Annotated in this window: 18 protein-coding genes; 11 read left to right on the forward strand and 7 right to left on the reverse strand. The window is 44.9% G+C overall.

Translation table 11 applies throughout. The annotated features are described in order from the left end of the window. The first annotated feature begins 1 nt into the window (after window position 1). The 9 genes from FK220_RS09485 (at window position 2) to FK220_RS09525 (ending at window position 8,786) form a co-directional block, all read left to right on the forward strand. The gene (locus tag FK220_RS09485; protein ID WP_152574070.1) at window positions 2-931 is read left to right on the forward strand and encodes an ABC transporter ATP-binding protein; all 930 of its coding nucleotides are present in this window, start codon (window positions 2-4) and stop codon (window positions 929-931) included. Further along, window positions 928-1,305, forward strand: a complete 378-nt coding sequence (locus FK220_RS09490; RefSeq protein ID WP_152574071.1) for a hypothetical protein — start codon at window positions 928-930, stop codon at window positions 1,303-1,305. Before FK220_RS09485 ends, FK220_RS09490 begins: the two co-directional genes overlap by 4 nt. Next, a complete protein-coding gene (locus tag FK220_RS09495; protein ID WP_152574072.1) occupies window positions 1,298-2,020 on the forward strand; it encodes an ABC transporter ATP-binding protein in 723 nt (240 codons plus the stop codon). The genes FK220_RS09490 and FK220_RS09495 overlap by 8 nt, the downstream gene beginning before the upstream one ends. 68 nt (window positions 2,021-2,088) lie before the next feature. Then, entirely contained in the window at window positions 2,089-2,520 is a 432-nt protein-coding gene (locus tag FK220_RS09500; protein WP_152574073.1) for a DUF2141 domain-containing protein, read from the forward strand. A gap of 3 nt (window positions 2,521-2,523) precedes the next feature. Continuing rightward, window positions 2,524-3,633: an ABC transporter permease gene (locus FK220_RS09505; RefSeq protein WP_152574074.1), complete on the forward strand. Its 1,110-nt coding sequence runs from the start codon at window positions 2,524-2,526 to the stop codon at window positions 3,631-3,633. Window position 3,634: 1 nt separating this feature from the next. Next, a complete protein-coding gene (locus tag FK220_RS09510; protein ID WP_152574075.1) occupies window positions 3,635-4,750 on the forward strand; it encodes an ABC transporter permease in 1,116 nt (371 codons plus the stop codon). 61 nt (window positions 4,751-4,811) lie between these two features. After that, complete coding sequence (locus FK220_RS09515) at window positions 4,812-5,591, forward strand: phospholipase A (protein ID WP_166204847.1); 780 nt, start codon at window positions 4,812-4,814, stop codon at window positions 5,589-5,591. A 175-nt stretch (window positions 5,592-5,766) separates the two neighbouring features. Beyond that, on the forward strand, window positions 5,767-6,627 hold the full coding sequence (locus FK220_RS09520) for a hypothetical protein (RefSeq protein ID WP_152574077.1): 861 nt from the start codon (window positions 5,767-5,769) through the stop codon (window positions 6,625-6,627). Between the two features lie 194 nt (window positions 6,628-6,821). Beyond that, the gene (locus FK220_RS09525; protein WP_238718965.1) at window positions 6,822-8,786 is read left to right on the forward strand and encodes a glycoside hydrolase family 3 protein; all 1,965 of its coding nucleotides are present in this window, start codon (window positions 6,822-6,824) and stop codon (window positions 8,784-8,786) included. Window positions 8,787-8,885: 99 nt separating this feature from the next. On the opposite strand, the gene FK220_RS09530 is transcribed toward FK220_RS09525, so the two are convergent. From FK220_RS09530 to FK220_RS09550, 5 genes are read right to left on the reverse strand one after another with little or no spacing between them, the layout of a single operon-like run. Next, window positions 8,886-9,620, reverse strand: a complete 735-nt coding sequence (locus FK220_RS09530; RefSeq protein WP_152574078.1) for a LytR/AlgR family response regulator transcription factor — start codon at window positions 9,618-9,620, stop codon at window positions 8,886-8,888. Window position 9,621: 1 nt separating this feature from the next. Further along, window positions 9,622-10,674, reverse strand: coding sequence for a sensor histidine kinase (locus tag FK220_RS09535; protein ID WP_166204849.1), 1,053 nt, complete (start codon window positions 10,672-10,674; stop codon window positions 9,622-9,624). Window positions 10,675-10,681: 7 nt separating this feature from the next. Then, window positions 10,682-11,029, reverse strand: a complete 348-nt coding sequence (locus FK220_RS09540) for a DUF4907 domain-containing protein (protein ID WP_152574080.1) — start codon at window positions 11,027-11,029, stop codon at window positions 10,682-10,684. A gap of 33 nt (window positions 11,030-11,062) precedes the next feature. After that, complete coding sequence (locus FK220_RS09545; protein WP_238718966.1) at window positions 11,063-12,082, reverse strand: Kelch repeat-containing protein; 1,020 nt, start codon at window positions 12,080-12,082, stop codon at window positions 11,063-11,065. Further along, complete coding sequence (locus FK220_RS09550; RefSeq protein WP_152574081.1) at window positions 12,066-12,977, reverse strand: DUF6268 family outer membrane beta-barrel protein; 912 nt, start codon at window positions 12,975-12,977, stop codon at window positions 12,066-12,068. The genes FK220_RS09545 and FK220_RS09550 overlap by 17 nt, the downstream gene beginning before the upstream one ends. 220 nt (window positions 12,978-13,197) lie before the next feature. Here FK220_RS09550 and FK220_RS09555 point away from each other — a divergent pair, with 220 nt between their 5' ends. Beyond that, the gene (locus tag FK220_RS09555; protein WP_152574082.1) at window positions 13,198-14,511 is read left to right on the forward strand and encodes a DUF4270 family protein; all 1,314 of its coding nucleotides are present in this window, start codon (window positions 13,198-13,200) and stop codon (window positions 14,509-14,511) included. Continuing rightward, a complete protein-coding gene (locus tag FK220_RS09560; protein WP_152574083.1) occupies window positions 14,501-15,745 on the forward strand; it encodes a hypothetical protein in 1,245 nt (414 codons plus the stop codon). Before FK220_RS09555 ends, FK220_RS09560 begins: the two co-directional genes overlap by 11 nt. A gap of 44 nt (window positions 15,746-15,789) precedes the next feature. On the opposite strand, the gene FK220_RS09565 is transcribed toward FK220_RS09560, so the two are convergent. Both FK220_RS09565 and FK220_RS09570 read right to left on the reverse strand, forming a co-directional pair. Further along, window positions 15,790-17,088, reverse strand: coding sequence for a prolyl oligopeptidase family serine peptidase (locus FK220_RS09565; protein WP_152574084.1), 1,299 nt, complete (start codon window positions 17,086-17,088; stop codon window positions 15,790-15,792). A 34-nt stretch (window positions 17,089-17,122) separates the two neighbouring features. Then, complete coding sequence (locus FK220_RS09570) at window positions 17,123-17,797, reverse strand: O-methyltransferase (RefSeq protein WP_238718967.1); 675 nt, start codon at window positions 17,795-17,797, stop codon at window positions 17,123-17,125. Window positions 17,798-17,874 lie beyond the last annotated feature (77 nt).

Consider the following 17,874-nt stretch of genomic DNA (forward strand, 5'->3'; position numbering starts at 1 on the left):
GATGTCAGCAATCACCGCCGCACATATCAGCAAAAGTTTCGGGGAAGTACGAGCCCTTCAGGATGTATCCTTATCGGTGGAACATGGGGAGTTGTTCGGACTCATCGGTCCCGATGGGGCAGGTAAATCCACCTTGTTTCGAATTTTGACCACTTTATTACTGGCCGATGAAGGGGAGGCTTCCGTTGCGGGCCACCCAGTAGTTAAGGAGTATAAGAAAATCCGTAGAAAAGTGGGTTATATGCCTGGGAAATTTTCCCTCTACCAAGACCTTTCGGTACAGGAAAACCTCACCTTCTTCGCAACGATTTTTGGGACTACCATTGAGGCGAATTACGAATTGATCCAAGACATCTACGTACAGATCGAACCATTTAAGACTCGTTTGGCCGGGAAGCTGTCGGGTGGAATGAAACAGAAACTAGCCCTTTGTTGCGCCCTGATACACAAACCGGAAGTACTTTTTTTGGACGAACCCACCACCGGAGTGGACGCCGTAAGCAGAAAGGAATTCTGGGAAATGCTGCAACGATTAAAAGAAAAGGGCATCGCTATTTTAGTGAGCACCCCTTACATGGACGAAGCGGAACTTTGCGACCGCATTGCCTTGATACAACATGGCAAAATACTGCAGACCGATTCCCCGGCACGGTTGCGAACGTCCTATACGCATCCGTTGTATGCCGTAAAAGCAGCGGATACCTATCGCTTGTTAAAAGGGCTTCGAGAAGCTATTTATACACGCAGTGTGCTTCCCTTTGGAGGTTTCCTCCACTTGAGCACCAGGGATATCATGGATCCCGAGCAAATCAAAAACGACCTCGACCGAAAGGGCTTTTCCAATATAGAGATAAAGAAAATCGAAGCCACGGTAGAGGATGTTTTCCTGGAACTGAGTGAAACGGACGAACTCAAAACAGCTACCCGATGAGAGGCCTCAAGAAGAGTAAGTGGCGTTTTATCTGGATTCTTCCGATAGCACTTCTCGGTATGACCGCGATGGCCGAACTACTCTATCTCGACCTTATCGATAAAGAGATGGAAACACAGGGCAAGAAACATTTAATCGTTCCTTTGGGAAAGGTTAAACTCCTCTGTGTGACCGCTTTCCTAATTCCCAAAACACGGCGAATCGGTTTTTTACGCTGTGCTGCCTACATCGGGGGTATCATCGCTGTAGATTGGATCATGAAAGAACCACCCCTTCCAGGGATACTGCTACAAACATTCCTTTGGGTCGGCATGTATTTCGAAGTGCCACAATTTTTTTATTTGGAACGGACAAAATCACGAAAACATGAATGAATACGCCATCAAAGTGGAGGGGCTCACTAAGCGCTTTGGTGATTTTACGGCCGTAGACGCGATTACATTTAACGTCTCCAAAGGGGAAATATTTGGTTTTTTGGGTGCTAACGGGGCAGGAAAGACGACGGCCATGCGCATGCTGATAGGCTTAAGCAAGCCTACCGAAGGAACCGGTTACGTAGCAGGGTTCGACATTCGTACCGAAGCCGAAAAGATAAAAAAAGGGATTGGTTATATGTCGCAAAAATTCAGTCTCTACAATGATCTTACCGTCAAGGAAAATATTCGTTTCTATGGTGGCATCTACGGTCTATCCAAAAAGCAGATAACCAAAAAGACAACCGAGATCATGGAGGAATTGGGATTGTTCGAAGTAGCCAAAAAGCCTGTAGCCGCACTTCCATTAGGTTGGAAACAGCGTCTGGCGTTCGCAGTTTCCATGGTTCATGATCCCGAAATCGTATTCCTGGACGAACCGACCGGCGGGGTAGACCCCCATGTTCGACGGCAATTTTGGGAAACCATTTACCAACAGGCCGATGCGGGACGTACCATTTTTGTGACCACGCACTATATGGACGAGGCCGAATACTGCGATAGGGTTTCGATTATGGTAGCGGGAAAAGTGGAAGCGCTGGATAGCCCTGACAATCTGAAAAATCAATATGATTCGGAGACGATGGACGAGGTCTTTTTAAAACTCGCTAGATGACCCATAGCGATCAAAGCAGGGGAATAAAAGAATAGTAAACCTTAAAAACACTCTAAAAAACAATTACCATGAAAAGATACTTTTTTGTAGTACTAGCACTTCTGTTTGGTGGCATAGGTCTCGCCCAGGAAACAGGGGATTTGACAATCAGGATCGATGTCGTCAAAAACAAGGGAAAAGGTCAGCTGGTTTTTTTGCTTTTTGATCAAGAAGAAGGCTTTCCCAGGGAGGCCGATAAGGCCAAATACAGGGCCAAAATAAAAAAAGTCGTATCCAAAATGAGCCATACCTTCACGAACATCCCGTACGGGGAGTATGCCGTCTGTGTATTTCACGACGAGAACGAGAATGGTGCCATCGACACCAATTTTATGGGAATGCCGAAGGAACATGTGGCGGCTTCCAATATGACCGGGATGGGGCGACCCTCGTTCAAAAAGTGTGAGATCAATCTTGGCGAATCCAAAATGTCCGTCGAACTCGACTTTATAAACGATTAAGCGATGTTCAAGGTCTTCAAGGCATTCGTTCAAAAAGAACTCTACCACATCCTCAGGGATAAACGTACCCTACTTATCCTGTTCGGCATGCCGGTCGCACAGGTATTGATTTTTGGCTACGCGGTCACCAATGAATTTCGGGATGCCTACCTCGACATTTACGATCAGGCTGGGGATCACATGAGTCAAGAATTGGTTCAACATCTGCAAAGCTCGGGGCATTTTCAAGTAAATAACATGATTCGCTCCGACAAGCAATTGGAAGATGGTTTCAAGGCAGGAACCACCAAATTGGCCGTGGTGATTCCCGTAGATTTCGCCTCGGACCTGTCCAACGGAAAATCGGTAAGCGTACAACTACTGGCAGATGGATCAGATCCCAATAATGCGAATACTTTGGTGCAGTATGCGAGTACCATGATCACCAGTTTTCAAAAAGAACGGTTAGACCAATCGGAAAATCCCTATCAGATTGGTGTGCAGACCCGCATGCTTTATAACCCGCAACTGGCAAGTGCCCACAATTTTGTGCCTGGTACCATCGCATTGATCCTGTTGATTATTTCGGCTATGATGACCTCTCTGACGATTGCCCGGGAAAAAGAATTGGGAACCATGGAAATTCTATTGGTATCTCCCCTACCCCCATTGCTTATTATTTTGGGGAAAGTGGCCCCATACGCGGCTCTCTCGTTCATCGATGCATTGTTGGTACTTATTTTAGGGTATTTCGTTTTCGATGTTCCAATTGTAGGTAATCTGCTACTCTTATTGGCGGTATGTTTTCTTTACGTGGTGGCCGCCCTCGCCTTGGGGACCTTGATATCGACAGTTTCCAAGACACAACAAGATGCCATGTTACGGTCGCTTATGGGTTTGATGATGCCGTCGATGCTGTTATCGGGGTTTATTTTTCCCTTAGCGAGTATGCCCAAAGTGTTGCAGGTCTTAGGGTCCATTATCCCGGCTACCTACTTCATCGAAATCTTAAAAGGTGTTATGTTAAGAGGCGTAGGTTTCGACCTAGTGGTCTGGGAGGTTATGATACTGGTGGGCATGACCGTTTTTCTGCTGTTCATGTCTTACCGAAACTTTAAAATACGATTGGAATAAGATGAAGATCCTCGCCTATTTAATCCAAAAAGAGTTTACACAAATATTTCGCAACAAGGCACTATTACCGATGATGACCATTTTGCCCATTGTGCAATTGATTGTTTTGAGCAATGCGGCCTCGAATGAGGTCAAGAATGTAAACATTGTCATCGTTGACAAAGACCACAGTGAACAGTCCCGACTCTTGACCCGGAAAGTAATGGCCAACGATCGGTTTTCCCTGGTTAGCGCGCCCTATAACAAAGAGGATGCCATGGAAACCATGCAAAAGAACGACGCCGATATCATTCTCGAAATCCCTCAAAATTTTGAACGTTCCTTTCTAAAGGGCGAACGACCCCAACTTCAAATCTTGGTAAATGCCATCAACGGACAGCAGGCTACTGTGGGTGTTGGATATCTCAACAGCATCATTGGTAGGTTCAACGCCGAGTTGATGAGCGACATAAAACGACCTATAGTAAATAAAAATGCGCAAATTCAGATTGCTTCCCGTAATTGGTACAACCCGGAAATCGAGTATACCCATTTTATGGCCCCTGGTATTCTTGCAGAGTTGACCGCTTTGCTCACCATCATTCTTTCGGCCATGAACATCGTACGGGAACGCGAAATCGGGACCATTGAACAAATCAATGTGACCCCGATTAAGAAATGGCAGTTCATCTTAGGAAAGTTAGTACCCTTTCTTTGTGTTGGCCTTGTTCTTTTAACCGTAGGCCTGATAGCCAGCAAGCTGATTTTCGATATTCCCATTCGTGGCAACATCGGGATCATTTTTATTTACGGAATCGTCAACCTGGTAGCTGTTCTGGGACTGGGACTATTGATTTCGAATTTTGCCAACACCCAGCAACAGGCAATTTTCGTGGCTTTTTTCTTTATTTTGATTTTCGTGCTGATGTGCGGCCTGTTTACCCCCATTGATAGCATGCCAAAATGGGCTCAATATTTTACCCTCCCCAATCCCCTGGCACATTTTATATCGGTTTCTAGAAAGGTGTTGATGAAAGGCAGCGGATTGGCGGATATCAAGATGGAATTCCTCTATACCTTCCTCCTTGCCATTGTATTCAACAGCTTGGCGATATGGAGTTATAAAAAACAATCCTAAGATGAGGCAACGATTCGGTAACCTCGGATTCTTTTTGTTCCTTCTAGTCATAACTCATGCTATGGTAAGTGCTCAGCAAGACTCCCTTGTCCGATCTCCCAAGTTGACCGATAGGGAGCTATTGGCAAAAATCCCGATGTTTTCCATTTATGGTGACAATTATTTTATCACCGGTACCGATTTACGGGGGCCCGTAACCTCCGATACCAGTGATGCTAAATTCCAATTAGGTTTTAAGCAAATGCTGACCGATGTTTTATTGCCCTATGATGCCTTCCTTTTTTTCACCTACCGGCAAAAGTCGTTCTGGGATATCTACAAAGATTCATTTCCCTTTAGGGAAACGAACTATAATCCTGGCCTAGGAATCGCCAAACTTTGGTTCAAGGATAATAAGCTGGACTACGGTTTATGGTTTCAATTTGAACACGAGTCGAACGGTAGGGACAGTATCAGTTCCAGAAGCTGGAACTTTTTATCGCTACGCTATTCAAAACCGATGGGAGATCGCTGGCAATTTATGGCGAAGGGATGGGTGCCCATCGGCGATATTTCCAGCAATCCCGACATTATGGATTACAAAGGCTATTTTCAGGTGCACCTCGCCTATCGCCCTACAAAAAATTTGATTTTTGAAGGTGATTTCAGCAAGAGCTTCACCGCCGATTGGAGAGGGAACGTCCAATTATCGTTAAGTTGGAAACCCTTCAAAAAGTCGAATCAGTTCCTCTATTTGCAATACTACGTCGGGCAAGCCGAAAACTTGATCGAATACCAGGATAGTGTAAGCAAACTACGTATTGGAGTCGCCTTCAAAGAACTGTTTGGGAACTTTAGATGAAACGACCATCGAATTCGTAGATCGCTCTAGGCTCTTGGTAGAGTGAATGTTAGGGATTGTATATCTTTTTTTCAGCTCCGCAGCCTACATCCTATCTTTGATATGGTTATCAAAAATGGTATCAAGATAAGCAACCGTAAGACCAGAATATGCTGTTCAACAAAAATACAATGCGATGAAGAAAAACAACATGTATTTGATAGGTCTTCTATGTGCAACCGGGCTCTGCATATTAGGTTGCGAAGACGATGATGGTAGTGTGGCCAGTTCGGAAGTTGTAGCTGCCGAAGCGGTAAGCGATCAACAATACATCGAAATCCAAAACGCTACCGAAGCCATCACTGGGGTCTCCGGGGATGCCTTTTTGACCGATACCGGTGCAGACAAGCGGGCTAGTACTTATAAAATAACCGACTGTGTCGAACGCAGCTCCGAAGAGGTAAATGGGCGGGTAACCATCACCTTGGACTATGGTGAAGGGTGTGAGCTCGGGAACGGTGATACCGTTTCCGGAGTGATCGCGATTACCTATGACCAGAATGATTCGGCAAATGGGGCGGTGATTCTCACCACTTTGGAAAATTACCGATACAACGATATTTCGGTTACGGGGAACGCTAGCTCGATATATATGGCCAACGAAGAAAACGGTGGTTTCATCTTTTCCTCTGAAACCGATCTGTCTTTTGAGTGGCCCGACGGACTCACTGCTATCAGCTATAGTTTGTCGGAAACGGAGACCGTCTTCGCAATTTCGGATGAGGCCTTTGATCTTTACACTTTGGTATCTGGAAACGGCAACACCGAATTTAGTAATGGGGATTCGTACGGCTACGAGATTACCGTCCCGCTACGTTCCGAAATTGGCTGTGCCTATATCGTGAGCGGAGTTATGGTTTCTTCGGAAAACAACAGTACGTTGACCAGGGATTATGGGGATGGCAGCTGTGACGATATCGCCACGGAAACAGACGACGATGGCAATACCGTTACGGTCGACTTGGACCGGGATACCATGGATAATGATAATAGCTAAGTGTTTCATAGTGATTTTTTTAATTAGCACTATTATTTCTTGACCGGAAGACCGCTTTTTTGGAGGCGGCCTTTTTGGTTAAAAAATGGTACATTTATTTGGAAATGGACTAACTGTAAGGCCTAATCGCAAAACGGGATTACAAAACCAACAAGTTTAAAAACCGGAAAACGATAGCTGACAAAAATCATCGCATGAGCACTCTTTTTAAAAAACTTGTAAAAGGAATAGGCATTTTCGTCGGACTATTCCTAGCACTACTGTTGTTCACCTATTTGTTTTTCCTGATCGGATGGCGCACTGAATCAAAGGAAAATATGCAATTGCTGGGAGTTGAAGCCCCGTTACTTTCATCAGGCGGTATTCAATTTCGGGACTTGAACAAAAACGGAAAAGTAGATCCCTATGAAGATAAAAGGGTACCTCTTGAAAATCGGGTCGAAGACTTGGTCTCCCAAATGAACATCGAGGAAAAGGCCGGTTTACTATCGGCTCATTTTTTGGCCATGGAAGAAGACGGTTCCCTACTTGAAATCCCAACGCTCTCCGATCCTTTTTCTTTTTTGACCGAAAGCACATCCGGTACGATACTGAACAAGAAAATGAGCCATGTACAAAATTTGGGTGGCACTTCTGCCTTGGCCTATGCCACATGGAACAACAATCTCCAAAAATTTGCCGAGCGTACGCGTTTGGGAATTCCCATCACCCTTATTTCCGACCCAAGACATGGTACCATGGCCATGCCGGGGGCCAGTGCCCAGGCAAAATGGATCTCTGTATGGCCGTCCCAGTTGGGGCTTGGGGCCATAGGGGATACCGTGTTGGTGCGAGAATTCGCCGATATCGCCCGGCAGGAATACTTGGCTATTGGTATCCGTTTGGCCCAACACCCCATGGCAGATATCGCTACCGACCCTCGCTGGGCAAGGGTCAACGGTACGTTTGGGGAAGATGCCCATTTGAGTGCCGCCCTTACCAAGGCGTATATTTTAGGGTTTCAAGGGGATAGCCTTGGTACGAACAGTGTCGCATGTCAGACCAAACATTTCGCAGGCGGTGGTCCCCAGGAAGATGGCTGGGACGCCCATTTTGAGAGTGGTAAGGGGCAGGTGTATCCCGGTGATAACTTTGACTATCATTTGATTCCCTTTACCAACGGGGCCTTGGCCGCTAACACAGCCCAAATAATGCCTTATTATGGTATACCCAAGGGGCAGGTCAAGGAAGAAGTCGGTTTTGCCTTTAGCAGGGAGATGATTCAGGAACTCCTCAGGGATTCCCTAAAGTTTGACGGCGTCGTGGCAACCGATTGGGGCATTATCTCCGATATGGCGGTAAAGAATGCTTCGGCCTGGGGTGCGGAACATTTGACCGAAAAGGAACGGGTAAAGAAAGTATTGGATGCCGGATGCGATGTTTTTGGTGGGGAGTATGCCACCCAATATATCATCGACCTCGTTGAAAGCGGGGAGGTCTCGGGGGAGCGAATCGACGTTTCCGTCAAAAGGGTCTTGAGGGATAAGTTCCGTCTTGGCCTTTTCGACAATCCCTATGTGGACCTGGAAAAAGTGGATATTGTCGGAAATCCGATTTTTATGGAGAAAGGAAAGGAAGCGCAAAGAAGATCATTGGTGCTTTTGAAAAACGAAAAAGGTATGCTACCGCTTTCATCGGATAACAGAATATACCTCGAAGGGATGACCCAGGAAGGGTTATCCAAAAAATTTCACCAAATCGTAGACGATATGGATGATGCGGACGTCATTATTCAAAAATTGGAAACCCCTTCTTCACCGCCAGAAGGTGGTAGTTTACTGGAAAGGCTGATTCCGCAAGGACGATTGGATTTTCCCGAAGATGAAAAAAATAAGATTCTTGTACGTACCCGCTCCAAGCCAACCATCACTGTTTTGACCATTCAGCGACCGCCGGTGATTCCCGATATCAATGCGGCCAGCAAGGCAGTGATTGCCGACTTCGAATGTCAGGACGAGATTATCCTTGAATTGATATTCGGGAAATTCAATCCCACTGGGAAGCTTCCCATCGAAATTCCGTCGTCAATGGAAGCAGTGGAAAACCAGAAGGAAGACCTCCCTTACGATTCCAAAAATCCACTCTATCCCTTTGGCCATGGACTCACTTATAGCAAATGAACGACCTCAAGACTACCTATAAGTCACTTGCTGAAAAAACGTTCTTGCTACCGCTTTTTATAATTGAAGGCTAATTAGCACTTTTGAACACCTAAAATCCTAAAGCCCCACTCTTTTCATAAAATTGGCCTTGTAACTATCCCCAATGGGAATTCGTATATCGTCGATAATAATTTTACTTCGCTGTACTGCATCGATGTAATTGATATTGACCATGAATGATCGATGAACGCGAAAGAATTGATTCGAGGGTAGTTTGGCCTCCATTACGCGAAAACTCATCAAGGTTAAAATAGGTTTATTCGAATTTCCCTTACTATGGATTTTCAGATAGTCTTTTAACCCTTGTATATACTTGATATCATCAAACTCCAATTTGATATTTCCGTATTCGGATTTGATAAAGATAAAACCATCTTTTATCGGTAGATCTCCCCCAGCGGACGTAATATTTTCGGTCGGCCCCTTCGCTGCCTGTTTCAGGGTGTACATTTCCTTTGCACGGTTCACTGCCTTGACAAAACGTTCGAAGGGAATCGGTTTTACCAGATAATCGACCGCGTTTAGATCAAAGCCGTCCAAGGCATATTTTTGGTATGCCGTAGTGAAAACAAATAATGGTTTTCTATCCAATGTCTTGATAAATTCCAAACCGTTAATTTGTGGCATCTCGATGTCTGAAAAAACCAAGTCTACTTTCTGCTCCATTAAAAGCCCCGTAGCGTCAAACGGATTGGTGAAAGTACCGATGACCTCCAAATAGCCGATATCCTCACAGTACGATTTCATGATGTTCAAGGCCAAGGGCTCGTCGTCAACAATAATACATCTCATCTTACGAAAGTTTTAGTTGCAGGTCCACTCGATAATCGTCTTTATTATCCATAATCCTTAGGCAGTGGGCCTCCGGATATTGGAATCCCAGTCGATTTTTTACATTCTTAAGACCGATCCCGGAATTCTCCTTATCGGTTTTCTTTGGTCCGATTAAATTAATCACCTTAAAATCCAAGGTGTTATCTTGAATTATAATCTTGATATCCACTTTGGTTCTACCCTTGTAATCCGTGCCATACTTAAACGCATTTTCAATAAAGGTAATGAGTAAAAGAGGTGCTATTTTCTTATCCACATAATCGCCTCGAATCAACAATTTTACGTTTTCACTATCAGAGAGTCTTAATCGCTGTAAGGCCACGTAATTCTTAATATAGCCTATTTCCTTTTCAAGAGAAACCTCATTTTGGTTGGCCTCATAAAGCATGTACCGCATGAGTTCCGATAGGGTAATTACCGCCTCGGAAGCGTCATCGGATTTATTCCGTACCAAGGAGTAAACACTGTTCAAGGAGTTAAAAAGAAAATGGGGATTGAGTTGTGCCTTTAAAAACTCCAATTCGGTCTCCGCCCGTTGCGCCTCACTTTCGGCCTGTATCTTATCGCGTTCGTAAAAATCCTTTATCAATCGCAACGTACCGCCTAGAAGAAAAAATGCCAATGATACCGCGGTAATCATGGCATATTGAAGATGGCGGAAAGGACTGTCCTTCCCAATACCAACCATATCGCTCATTCTATCAAACGGCGAGCTCGAGGGTAGCCATTTAACCAAAAGGTTGAACATTACTAAAAATAATATCGAAAAAAGGGCGTACAGAAAAAACTTCTTCTTCAATAAGAGTTTTGGGGAGAGAATCGAATAATTGACATAAAACAGCACCGGGGGATAAACCAGCCTTAAGAGCATGCCTTCATCAATCTTACCAAAGGTCGATAAGGCCATACCCAACGGAAGGGTTAAAATACATATCCAAATGAAAACGTGTATCCACGGTTCCCTTACCAACAACTTTTTTTTCAAACGCAAGGTATTAGGCAAATAGGTCATAAGATACTCATTTTTTAAAAGTGATCCCATGTACCCGAAGTTCCTCAATCGAAATGGAAGGGCGCTCATTCAGTCTTATTTTGTCGACTACCAATTGTCCCGCTTTTTCGGCATCCTCCCTACAGGTAAAATACTGCTTGCCATTTACGGCCGGAATGTAGTCTTGCTGTATCAGTAGTTTCGAATCAAAGTGAATTTGGTATCCCCACCTATCCATTCCATGTGCTTGGGCAGTTACGCGATAGGAACCGTCACCAGCGCCCATACGTATGTCCTCATCCAAATAAAAACCCAGCAGCAATACCACCAATCCTATGACGAAAAGTGCCAATATATGTTTTAGATAGCCTTTCATTGGTGGTACGGCAGAATTACTTTTGTATCGCTATCAGTCATCTTCATCTTCTTCCTCAAAAGGGAAGAATTCGCGATTGTCGTCCAAATAAAGGTTTGCACTGTTCCCCAAGGCAACAAATGCCCTGCTGCCATCGTAAAAGCCAATAGCCCCTCGCCTGGCAATACCCTCGTAGGCCGTCTTCTCTTCCCACAAATCGGTGGCCGGATTGTATTCCCATACCGATGAGACTGCCCCTAATCCCGACGCACCGCAAGCAATATATCCCCTGTCACCAATGCTAAAGCCTACCGCATCACTTCGTTCTATAAAATAATCGTCATCATCATCGAGGTCCAACAAGGCCGTCCAAGTCTCGTTCGAGGTATCGAACACCCAAAAATCGGTTTGGTCCAGACCATTTGATTCCCCAGTTCCAAAGTATACCTTGTCACCGATGGTAAAGCTGGTGGCATCCCTTCGTTTAGTGCCTCCAAAACCGACCAGTTCGGTCCAGCGGTCCGATGACGGATCATACTTCCAGAAATCCTTGCGATCGTTGTCACCGTCATATCCAGTGCCCACATAGCCAATACTGGCCGAATTGAACGCGGTGGCACCCCTTCTAGGTGCCCCTCCAAAAGCTGCGATGGAATCCCAACGATTAGCACCGATATCATACCGGTAAAAATCGCCTAATTCATTGTCTCCATCAAAGCCTAGGCCTACAAATCCGTCGCCATTGGCGGTAAAACCGACCGCAGCGCTACGTTCAACCCCTGGATAGTCGGCCAATTGCCTCCAAAAATCCCCTTCAATATCATACTCCCAAAAGTCTTTCAGATAATCATCCCCATCGAAGCCGGTACCCATATATCCTTTATTACCGATGGTAAAGGCCGCGGCACTGCTACGGGGGATACCGTCAAGAACGGAACGATCCTCCCAGTTTCCCAGGTTATCGTCGTCGTCGTCGTCACTAGAGCAGCTTACCGCGGCCAAAGACATCACAAGAACCGATAGAAACTTCACAGTTTTAAGGATAGTTAACGGCCGTTTAATCATTGTTTTCATCTAATCTATTGTTTATGTTAATCGTTAATCCCATGGTGATATATAAGGAATCCCCCGTATTGAAATCGTTCAGCTGATTATGGTTTTGATCTAACAGAAGAAGCTGATTCTTTGAGAGATAGCCTACGTTTACCAATGAAGTTAGATACGGTTGCATTCGATAGGTGTGTTTGATGCCGATATCGATTGCTTCATACTCCAACTTTGAATGGGTAAAAGTGCCGGTGCCAAAGAAGCTCAATGGCCCGGAAAGGTTGGTATAGGAGCCCTGAGGCCTTGCGATAAAAGAAAGTTGCTGTCTTTCCCCAATAACATACTTTAAGGTGGTTTCCGGAAAGCCCAAACGATAGTGCCAGCTGTTTTTCAGGGTCCCTTCCAATGAAAGTATCGGATAAAAATCAGGTCTTCCCAACAAAGCTCCATAGCCAAGACCAAATCGCAAACCAAGATTATTTTTTTTCCCCTGCCAGATCTTCGTAAAAACTAGGCTTCCCGCGTATTGTATATCATCCTGTCCCAAACCATCAACCAAATTCGAGGAGATGACAGGGGAAAAAAGTGTCTCGATCGTCCAATTTCTCGAGAATTCGGAACGATAAAAAACCCCTGCCATCATGTGATGAGTCTCCTCCAATGGCTCGGTTTCCAGACCTATGACCGTATCAAAAAAGTTATAGGTCTTCTTTTCATAAGACAGGTTCACCACCAACCGACTTCTTTTTCCCAATGGTATGTTAGGCGTAATCGCAAGCCTATAGCTTCCCCAATAGATATCGCCAGCCGATGGCACCATCGAATAATCAAACCGGGCTATTTCATAACCGGTCATCTCTTGGGCCGTTATCTTCAATGTTGTCATAAAAAGTAGAAGGGCACTAAAAAAATAGCTTTTCACTTATTGATTTTGACTAAAAGTATTGGTGGTGGATAGGGTGGCAAAAAAAAAATAGACCAACCGACAAAATGTCTATACCGTACGGCAAATTCTATCTACCAACACTGCAGTTGGCATTCATCGTGGGAATTAGGTGATTGGTATACAGATTAACCAAATCGGTATAAAATACTTCGGGACACCTGACCGTTCCGTTTTATTTGCTTCAAATTAATATGGTATGCGACTCCTTTTTGGTCTATTAGCAATAACTGCCTTACTTTCTTCCTGCTCTGTGGAAGATCGTGAGATTCCCACTCTAGTGGTAGGGCAGGATTTCACCGATTCAAACGTACGTCTAGTGACGGTCGATACCTTTACCGTGAAACTGACCACCTTTAAATTTGACAGTATCAACACCTCTACGAGCAATCGGCTGTTGGTGGGTAGCTATTACGATGATTTCTTTGGGCGGGTTTCCAGTCAGAGTTATTTTGAGCTTTCGGCAATCAACTATACGATTCCCTCCGATGCGGAACTTGATAGCATTGCATTGATTTTAGGGTATGACGGCTATTTTTATAATGATACCACGCAACTCGCGGAAATCAATGTATATCGACTACTGGAGGAAGTGTCTGCCGAGGACGACGTTTTCTACAATACCAGCCAACTTACATTTGACACCGTTCCCGTGGTTACGCGCCGATTTTTTCCAGAACCGACCGGTGAGGACTCACTGCATATTCAAATACCCTTGGCCTTCGGAAGGGAACTTTTCGATTTGATTCAGGAAAACGATATCAATAGCGACCGTGAGGTGCGGGAAAAACTAAAGGGCTTCACCCTAAGGCCATCAAATGAAGAGAATACCGCGGTTATCGGTTTCTCAAGAGATCCTGAAATTACCCGCTTACGCTTTTTTTATTCCATACCCGGAGAGTTCGAAGATGACGAGGAAGCCTTTGATCTCTTTATCAATCAAAATACCGGTTTGCCCAGGGCCTTCAATCAGATTCAAAGCGATGTTACCGGTATGTTATTGGATACATTGACCGATCAGGAAATAAATCTGCCGTCGGAACTGAGCGGCAATTTTAGCTTTATTCAATCGGGAGTGGGCCACGCTACCAGGATAGAATTCCCCACCCTCACCGATATCGGCCAAATACCAGGAACCGGAACCATTCTCGATGCCATTTTAGAAATCAAGCCACCAGTGACTTCCTACAATGACAACTTACCCATTCGGGATTCCTTGAACGTACAGATCGTCGATCAGAACAACGTAATTACAGAGACCATTGTGAATGGAAATGGAGCCGTATTTGCCCGCATCAATGAAGCGAACAGTGAGTTCAACGATATATTCTATCAAATACCCTTGGTCACCTACCTCGATCAAGAACTGGCACAAATCCCAGAGGTGGAAGATGCCGTTATCATCTATCCCAAAAATTACAATCAAACGGTAGATCGTATAGTGCTACAAGGAGCAGGAAGTAGTGATTTTGAGGCAAAACTTATTCTAACTTATGCTATTTATGATGAGTAGAACCTGGCTGCTTCTTGCCATGGCGGCACTGATGACGTTCGATATGATTGGACAGACCAATAACCTCACAGGATCTCCATACTCGCTTTTTGGTCTTGGCGTAAGTACCAATTCGAATATCGGAAAGAACAGTGCCCTCGGCAGAGGCGGCTATGCCCTTGAGCCTGCTGGTTTTATCAATAATTACAACCCAGCCTCCTATGCCGCCGTTTCAGAAAAGAATTTTATGTATGACATCGGTTTTCTGGCAGAGTTGAGTACGGTTTCCAATCGGAACAATGAGGAACGCCGATTGGCAGGTAATATGTCGAGCCTGGCCATTGCCTCCAGTATCAGTAAAAAATCAGGGCTAGGACTTACCCTTGACCCCTATTCGGACGTGGGTTACGCCGTTGTTGGTATAGAAGGCAACATCGAAGGGTCGTTCGAAAAGTTCAGCAGTAATATCTTCGGTTCCGGCGGATTGAACGACCTTAAGCTAAGTTATGGCTATAGCATCAATGAACATATCAATGTAGGACTAGGAATCTCTTATCTTTTTGGGAGTATCGATGAAACAGAACGTATCAATACTGGTACCAGTTCCTTAAACGTGCAGGAAACCAACAGATACTTTGGTGCCCGAATCGATTTTGGGGTCCAAGGCAAACTCAACGATTATTTCGCCATTGGGGCACGATGGCAATTACCGACCAGTCTAGCCGCCAGAAGGGACCGAAACGTATCGAAGTCTACCGGACTATTACCGAATCCGGAACCAGTTGAAAACACGAGCGATATTACCATCCCTAGTTTTGATCTGCCTTTGGAAATAGGAACCGGTCTCGCCATCAGCCCATGGTCAAGTTTGACATTGAATCTCGACTACACCGGGAGCTATTGGGGCGCGACCGATCAACATGACAATATTGGAACTTTTGTGGACCGAAACGTGTATGCCTTTGGCATGGAGTACCTCAAAGATGAAACTAGCTTTAAGTTTTGGGAACGAATTGGTTTTAGAGCCGGATTCAACTACGACAGTGGCTATTTACAGGTTAACGATGAGACGGTCGGTAGTTATTCGATTACCGGCGGACTGGGCATTCCTATCGGAAGATCGACCCTAAATCTTTCCTATGCCTACCGCGGCAGTGGTTCTTCGGAAGGTATCCAGGTGCAGGAGACCTTTCATACCATCAATGTGAACATAAGCCTTCGGGATATTTGGTTTTTGAAACGGAAGGTAAATTAAAATTTACTAATCCCTATAACTTTAAAAAACAATCCGATGACTACCTAACGCCTTTGCCCAGCCATCCACTCCATGATAGTCACCGGTCTACCGTTCATTAGAACCGGATTACCATCAAAATCAAAATCGGCATGATTGGCATGGGAATAGATCCATGACCAATGGCCGTTATAACGGTAATCATCCCCTCCGAAAAATCCGGTAATATCGATTACGTGGTCGTAAAAGGAGAAATGAATGTTTTCAGCGCCGGTATTTTTCAACCGTTTGTACAACGGAACCACGGTTTCCCCTGGTATCGTTACCTGATCGTCTTTGGAATGCACGAACCAAATTGGGATGTCTTTAATCGACCGAACCTGCTCATCGGTAATGAATTGATTTTGATAGGCCAGAGCACTGATATAACCTGCTGCGAAATAATCGGGATGTTGCAAGAGTAACTTCAAGCCCATATAACCGCCGTTGGAACATCCTCCGATGTAAATCCGGTCGGTATCTATTTCCGGATGCGCTGCAACATATGTTTTGATAAAGGCCATTAAGGCTTCATTATAAATATCGTCTTCCTTCCCGCGTGTATATTCCCCGCTGGCACTTTGCATCCAAAAAGTGGGACTTTGGGGTGCCAATACGAAGGCACCTCCAAACAGGGCTTGTATTTCCTCAGAGGCATAATTCACCGCTTTGTTCGCAATTAGGGGGATACTGGGATCGGTGCCCCCTTCCCCACCCCCGTGGAGCCAGATGATCAGAGGCCATTTATCGCTATCATTTTGAGGTGTAAAAGATGCGTATGAGAGTGTAATGTCGTTGTGTGAATACGTGCCACTTAGATCGAATGTATCGATTTCGGGCATTATCCGTCCTTGCTCGTTGTCCCATATTTTTCCCGAAGGCTTGTGGTTGATGATCAATCGATAATCAATCCATTGATTGCTACCGCGGTTTTTGGTCCTAATATATTTTATGGGTGAGCCCAGTACGTCATCCGGCCCTACAAAAAGGACCAGTGTAATATGGTGTCCTTCAGTGACCCTATTCCCCTTGCTATCGGAAACATAGGCGTAGACTACTTTTCTTTCTCCTGTGGATATCTCTGGTTCCATTGCTACGCCTTCCGCACTTCTGTTGACCGTCACTGAAAAATGGGATGCATTGGTCTCGGTAATGGACCGCTGATTTGGCAGGATGACCTTATTTACCGCAGGCCCCCAATCGTAGCCCTTGACAACCAAAGTGTAACCTTTTCCTGAAGTTGTTACCTGTGCGGCCGTTGGTGTTAGTGAAAAGAAAATCAGTACCAACAGCGTTGCCTTGTATATATTAAAATAGGTTTTCATGGTGTACATGGTTTTGGTTAGCTCTTAACTGGTGTTATTTTTCCGCTTTTTTATAGCTAATAGCCATTCCCCCGCCTGAATTATCCACGGTGGTGCTATAATTTTCAAGGCTTTGTACATACGCCAAGTACGCCCTCGTTCCGGACATTCCCCGACGCCCTTCCGGACGCACATTGTGTGCCGTAAAACAACCACCTACCTCCAATTTCGGAGAAACTTCCTTAAAGTAATTCGTGTACCAATCCTTGTCGGCATCACTGAATACAAAATCAAAGGGGCCCTCCAATTTCTTGACCAATTCATGGGCATCGGCCAGTCTGGCATCCACATAATTCGTTAATCCCGCCTCTTTGATATTGGCAAGTGCCTTCTTGTATCGGGTCTCATCAATGTCAATGGTTATCAGCTTCCCACCGGTTTTACTAAACGCCCATGCAATCCATATCGTGGAATGCCCCGTGGAAGTTCCTATTTCGAGTCCCTTTGTATAGCCATTTTCGACGATGATGTCATATAGTAATTGCCCATCGGAAGCGGGAACGTTCATGTCTCGCCATTCGCTCTTTTGACTTTCGAGAAAGACTTTTACCTTAGTATCCAACCCAGTAGTATCCAAGGTTTCTTGCGCTTGAAGCGCAAAATTGTGGGGTAATACGACGATTAGAAGCAGGTGGACCAATCGCTTCGTTTTCGTTCCATTCATTTTCATGTGCAGGTCTTTTTGTAATTCTGAAAGGCTAACAAAACAATATCCATAACTTTTTTCTTCTTTACTACGCAAGCAAT

The sequence above is a fragment of the Pelagihabitans pacificus genome, assembly GCF_009371985.2.
Classification (GTDB): domain Bacteria; phylum Bacteroidota; class Bacteroidia; order Flavobacteriales; family Flavobacteriaceae; genus Pelagihabitans; species Pelagihabitans pacificus.

Bases quoted from the DNA above. Each gene is read 5' to 3' on its own strand.
- FK220_RS09485 (WP_152574070.1), top strand. From the start codon at position 2: ATGTCAGCAATCACCGCCGCACATATCAGCAAAAGTTTCGGGGAAGTA.
- FK220_RS09490 (WP_152574071.1), top strand. From the start codon at position 928: ATGAGAGGCCTCAAGAAGAGTAAGTGGCGTTTTATCTGGATTCTTCCG.
- FK220_RS09495 (WP_152574072.1), top strand. From the start codon at position 1,298: ATGAATGAATACGCCATCAAAGTGGAGGGGCTCACTAAGCGCTTTGGT.
- FK220_RS09500 (WP_152574073.1), top strand. From the start codon at position 2,089: ATGAAAAGATACTTTTTTGTAGTACTAGCACTTCTGTTTGGTGGCATA.
- FK220_RS09505 (WP_152574074.1), top strand. From the start codon at position 2,524: ATGTTCAAGGTCTTCAAGGCATTCGTTCAAAAAGAACTCTACCACATC.
- FK220_RS09510 (WP_152574075.1), top strand. From the start codon at position 3,635: ATGAAGATCCTCGCCTATTTAATCCAAAAAGAGTTTACACAAATATTT.
- FK220_RS09515 (WP_166204847.1), top strand. From the start codon at position 4,812: ATGGTAAGTGCTCAGCAAGACTCCCTTGTCCGATCTCCCAAGTTGACC.
- FK220_RS09520 (WP_152574077.1), top strand. From the start codon at position 5,767: ATGAAGAAAAACAACATGTATTTGATAGGTCTTCTATGTGCAACCGGG.
- FK220_RS09525 (WP_238718965.1), top strand. From the start codon at position 6,822: ATGAGCACTCTTTTTAAAAAACTTGTAAAAGGAATAGGCATTTTCGTC.
- FK220_RS09530 (WP_152574078.1), bottom strand. From the start codon at position 9,620: ATGAGATGTATTATTGTTGACGACGAGCCCTTGGCCTTGAACATCATG.
- FK220_RS09535 (WP_166204849.1), bottom strand. From the start codon at position 10,674: ATGACCTATTTGCCTAATACCTTGCGTTTGAAAAAAAAGTTGTTGGTA.
- FK220_RS09540 (WP_152574080.1), bottom strand. From the start codon at position 11,029: ATGAAAGGCTATCTAAAACATATATTGGCACTTTTCGTCATAGGATTG.
- FK220_RS09545 (WP_238718966.1), bottom strand. From the start codon at position 12,082: ATGAAAACAATGATTAAACGGCCGTTAACTATCCTTAAAACTGTGAAG.
- FK220_RS09555 (WP_152574082.1), top strand. From the start codon at position 13,198: ATGCGACTCCTTTTTGGTCTATTAGCAATAACTGCCTTACTTTCTTCC.
- FK220_RS09560 (WP_152574083.1), top strand. From the start codon at position 14,501: ATGATGAGTAGAACCTGGCTGCTTCTTGCCATGGCGGCACTGATGACG.
- FK220_RS09565 (WP_152574084.1), bottom strand. From the start codon at position 17,088: ATGAAAACCTATTTTAATATATACAAGGCAACGCTGTTGGTACTGATT.
- FK220_RS09570 (WP_238718967.1), bottom strand. From the start codon at position 17,797: ATGAAAATGAATGGAACGAAAACGAAGCGATTGGTCCACCTGCTTCTA.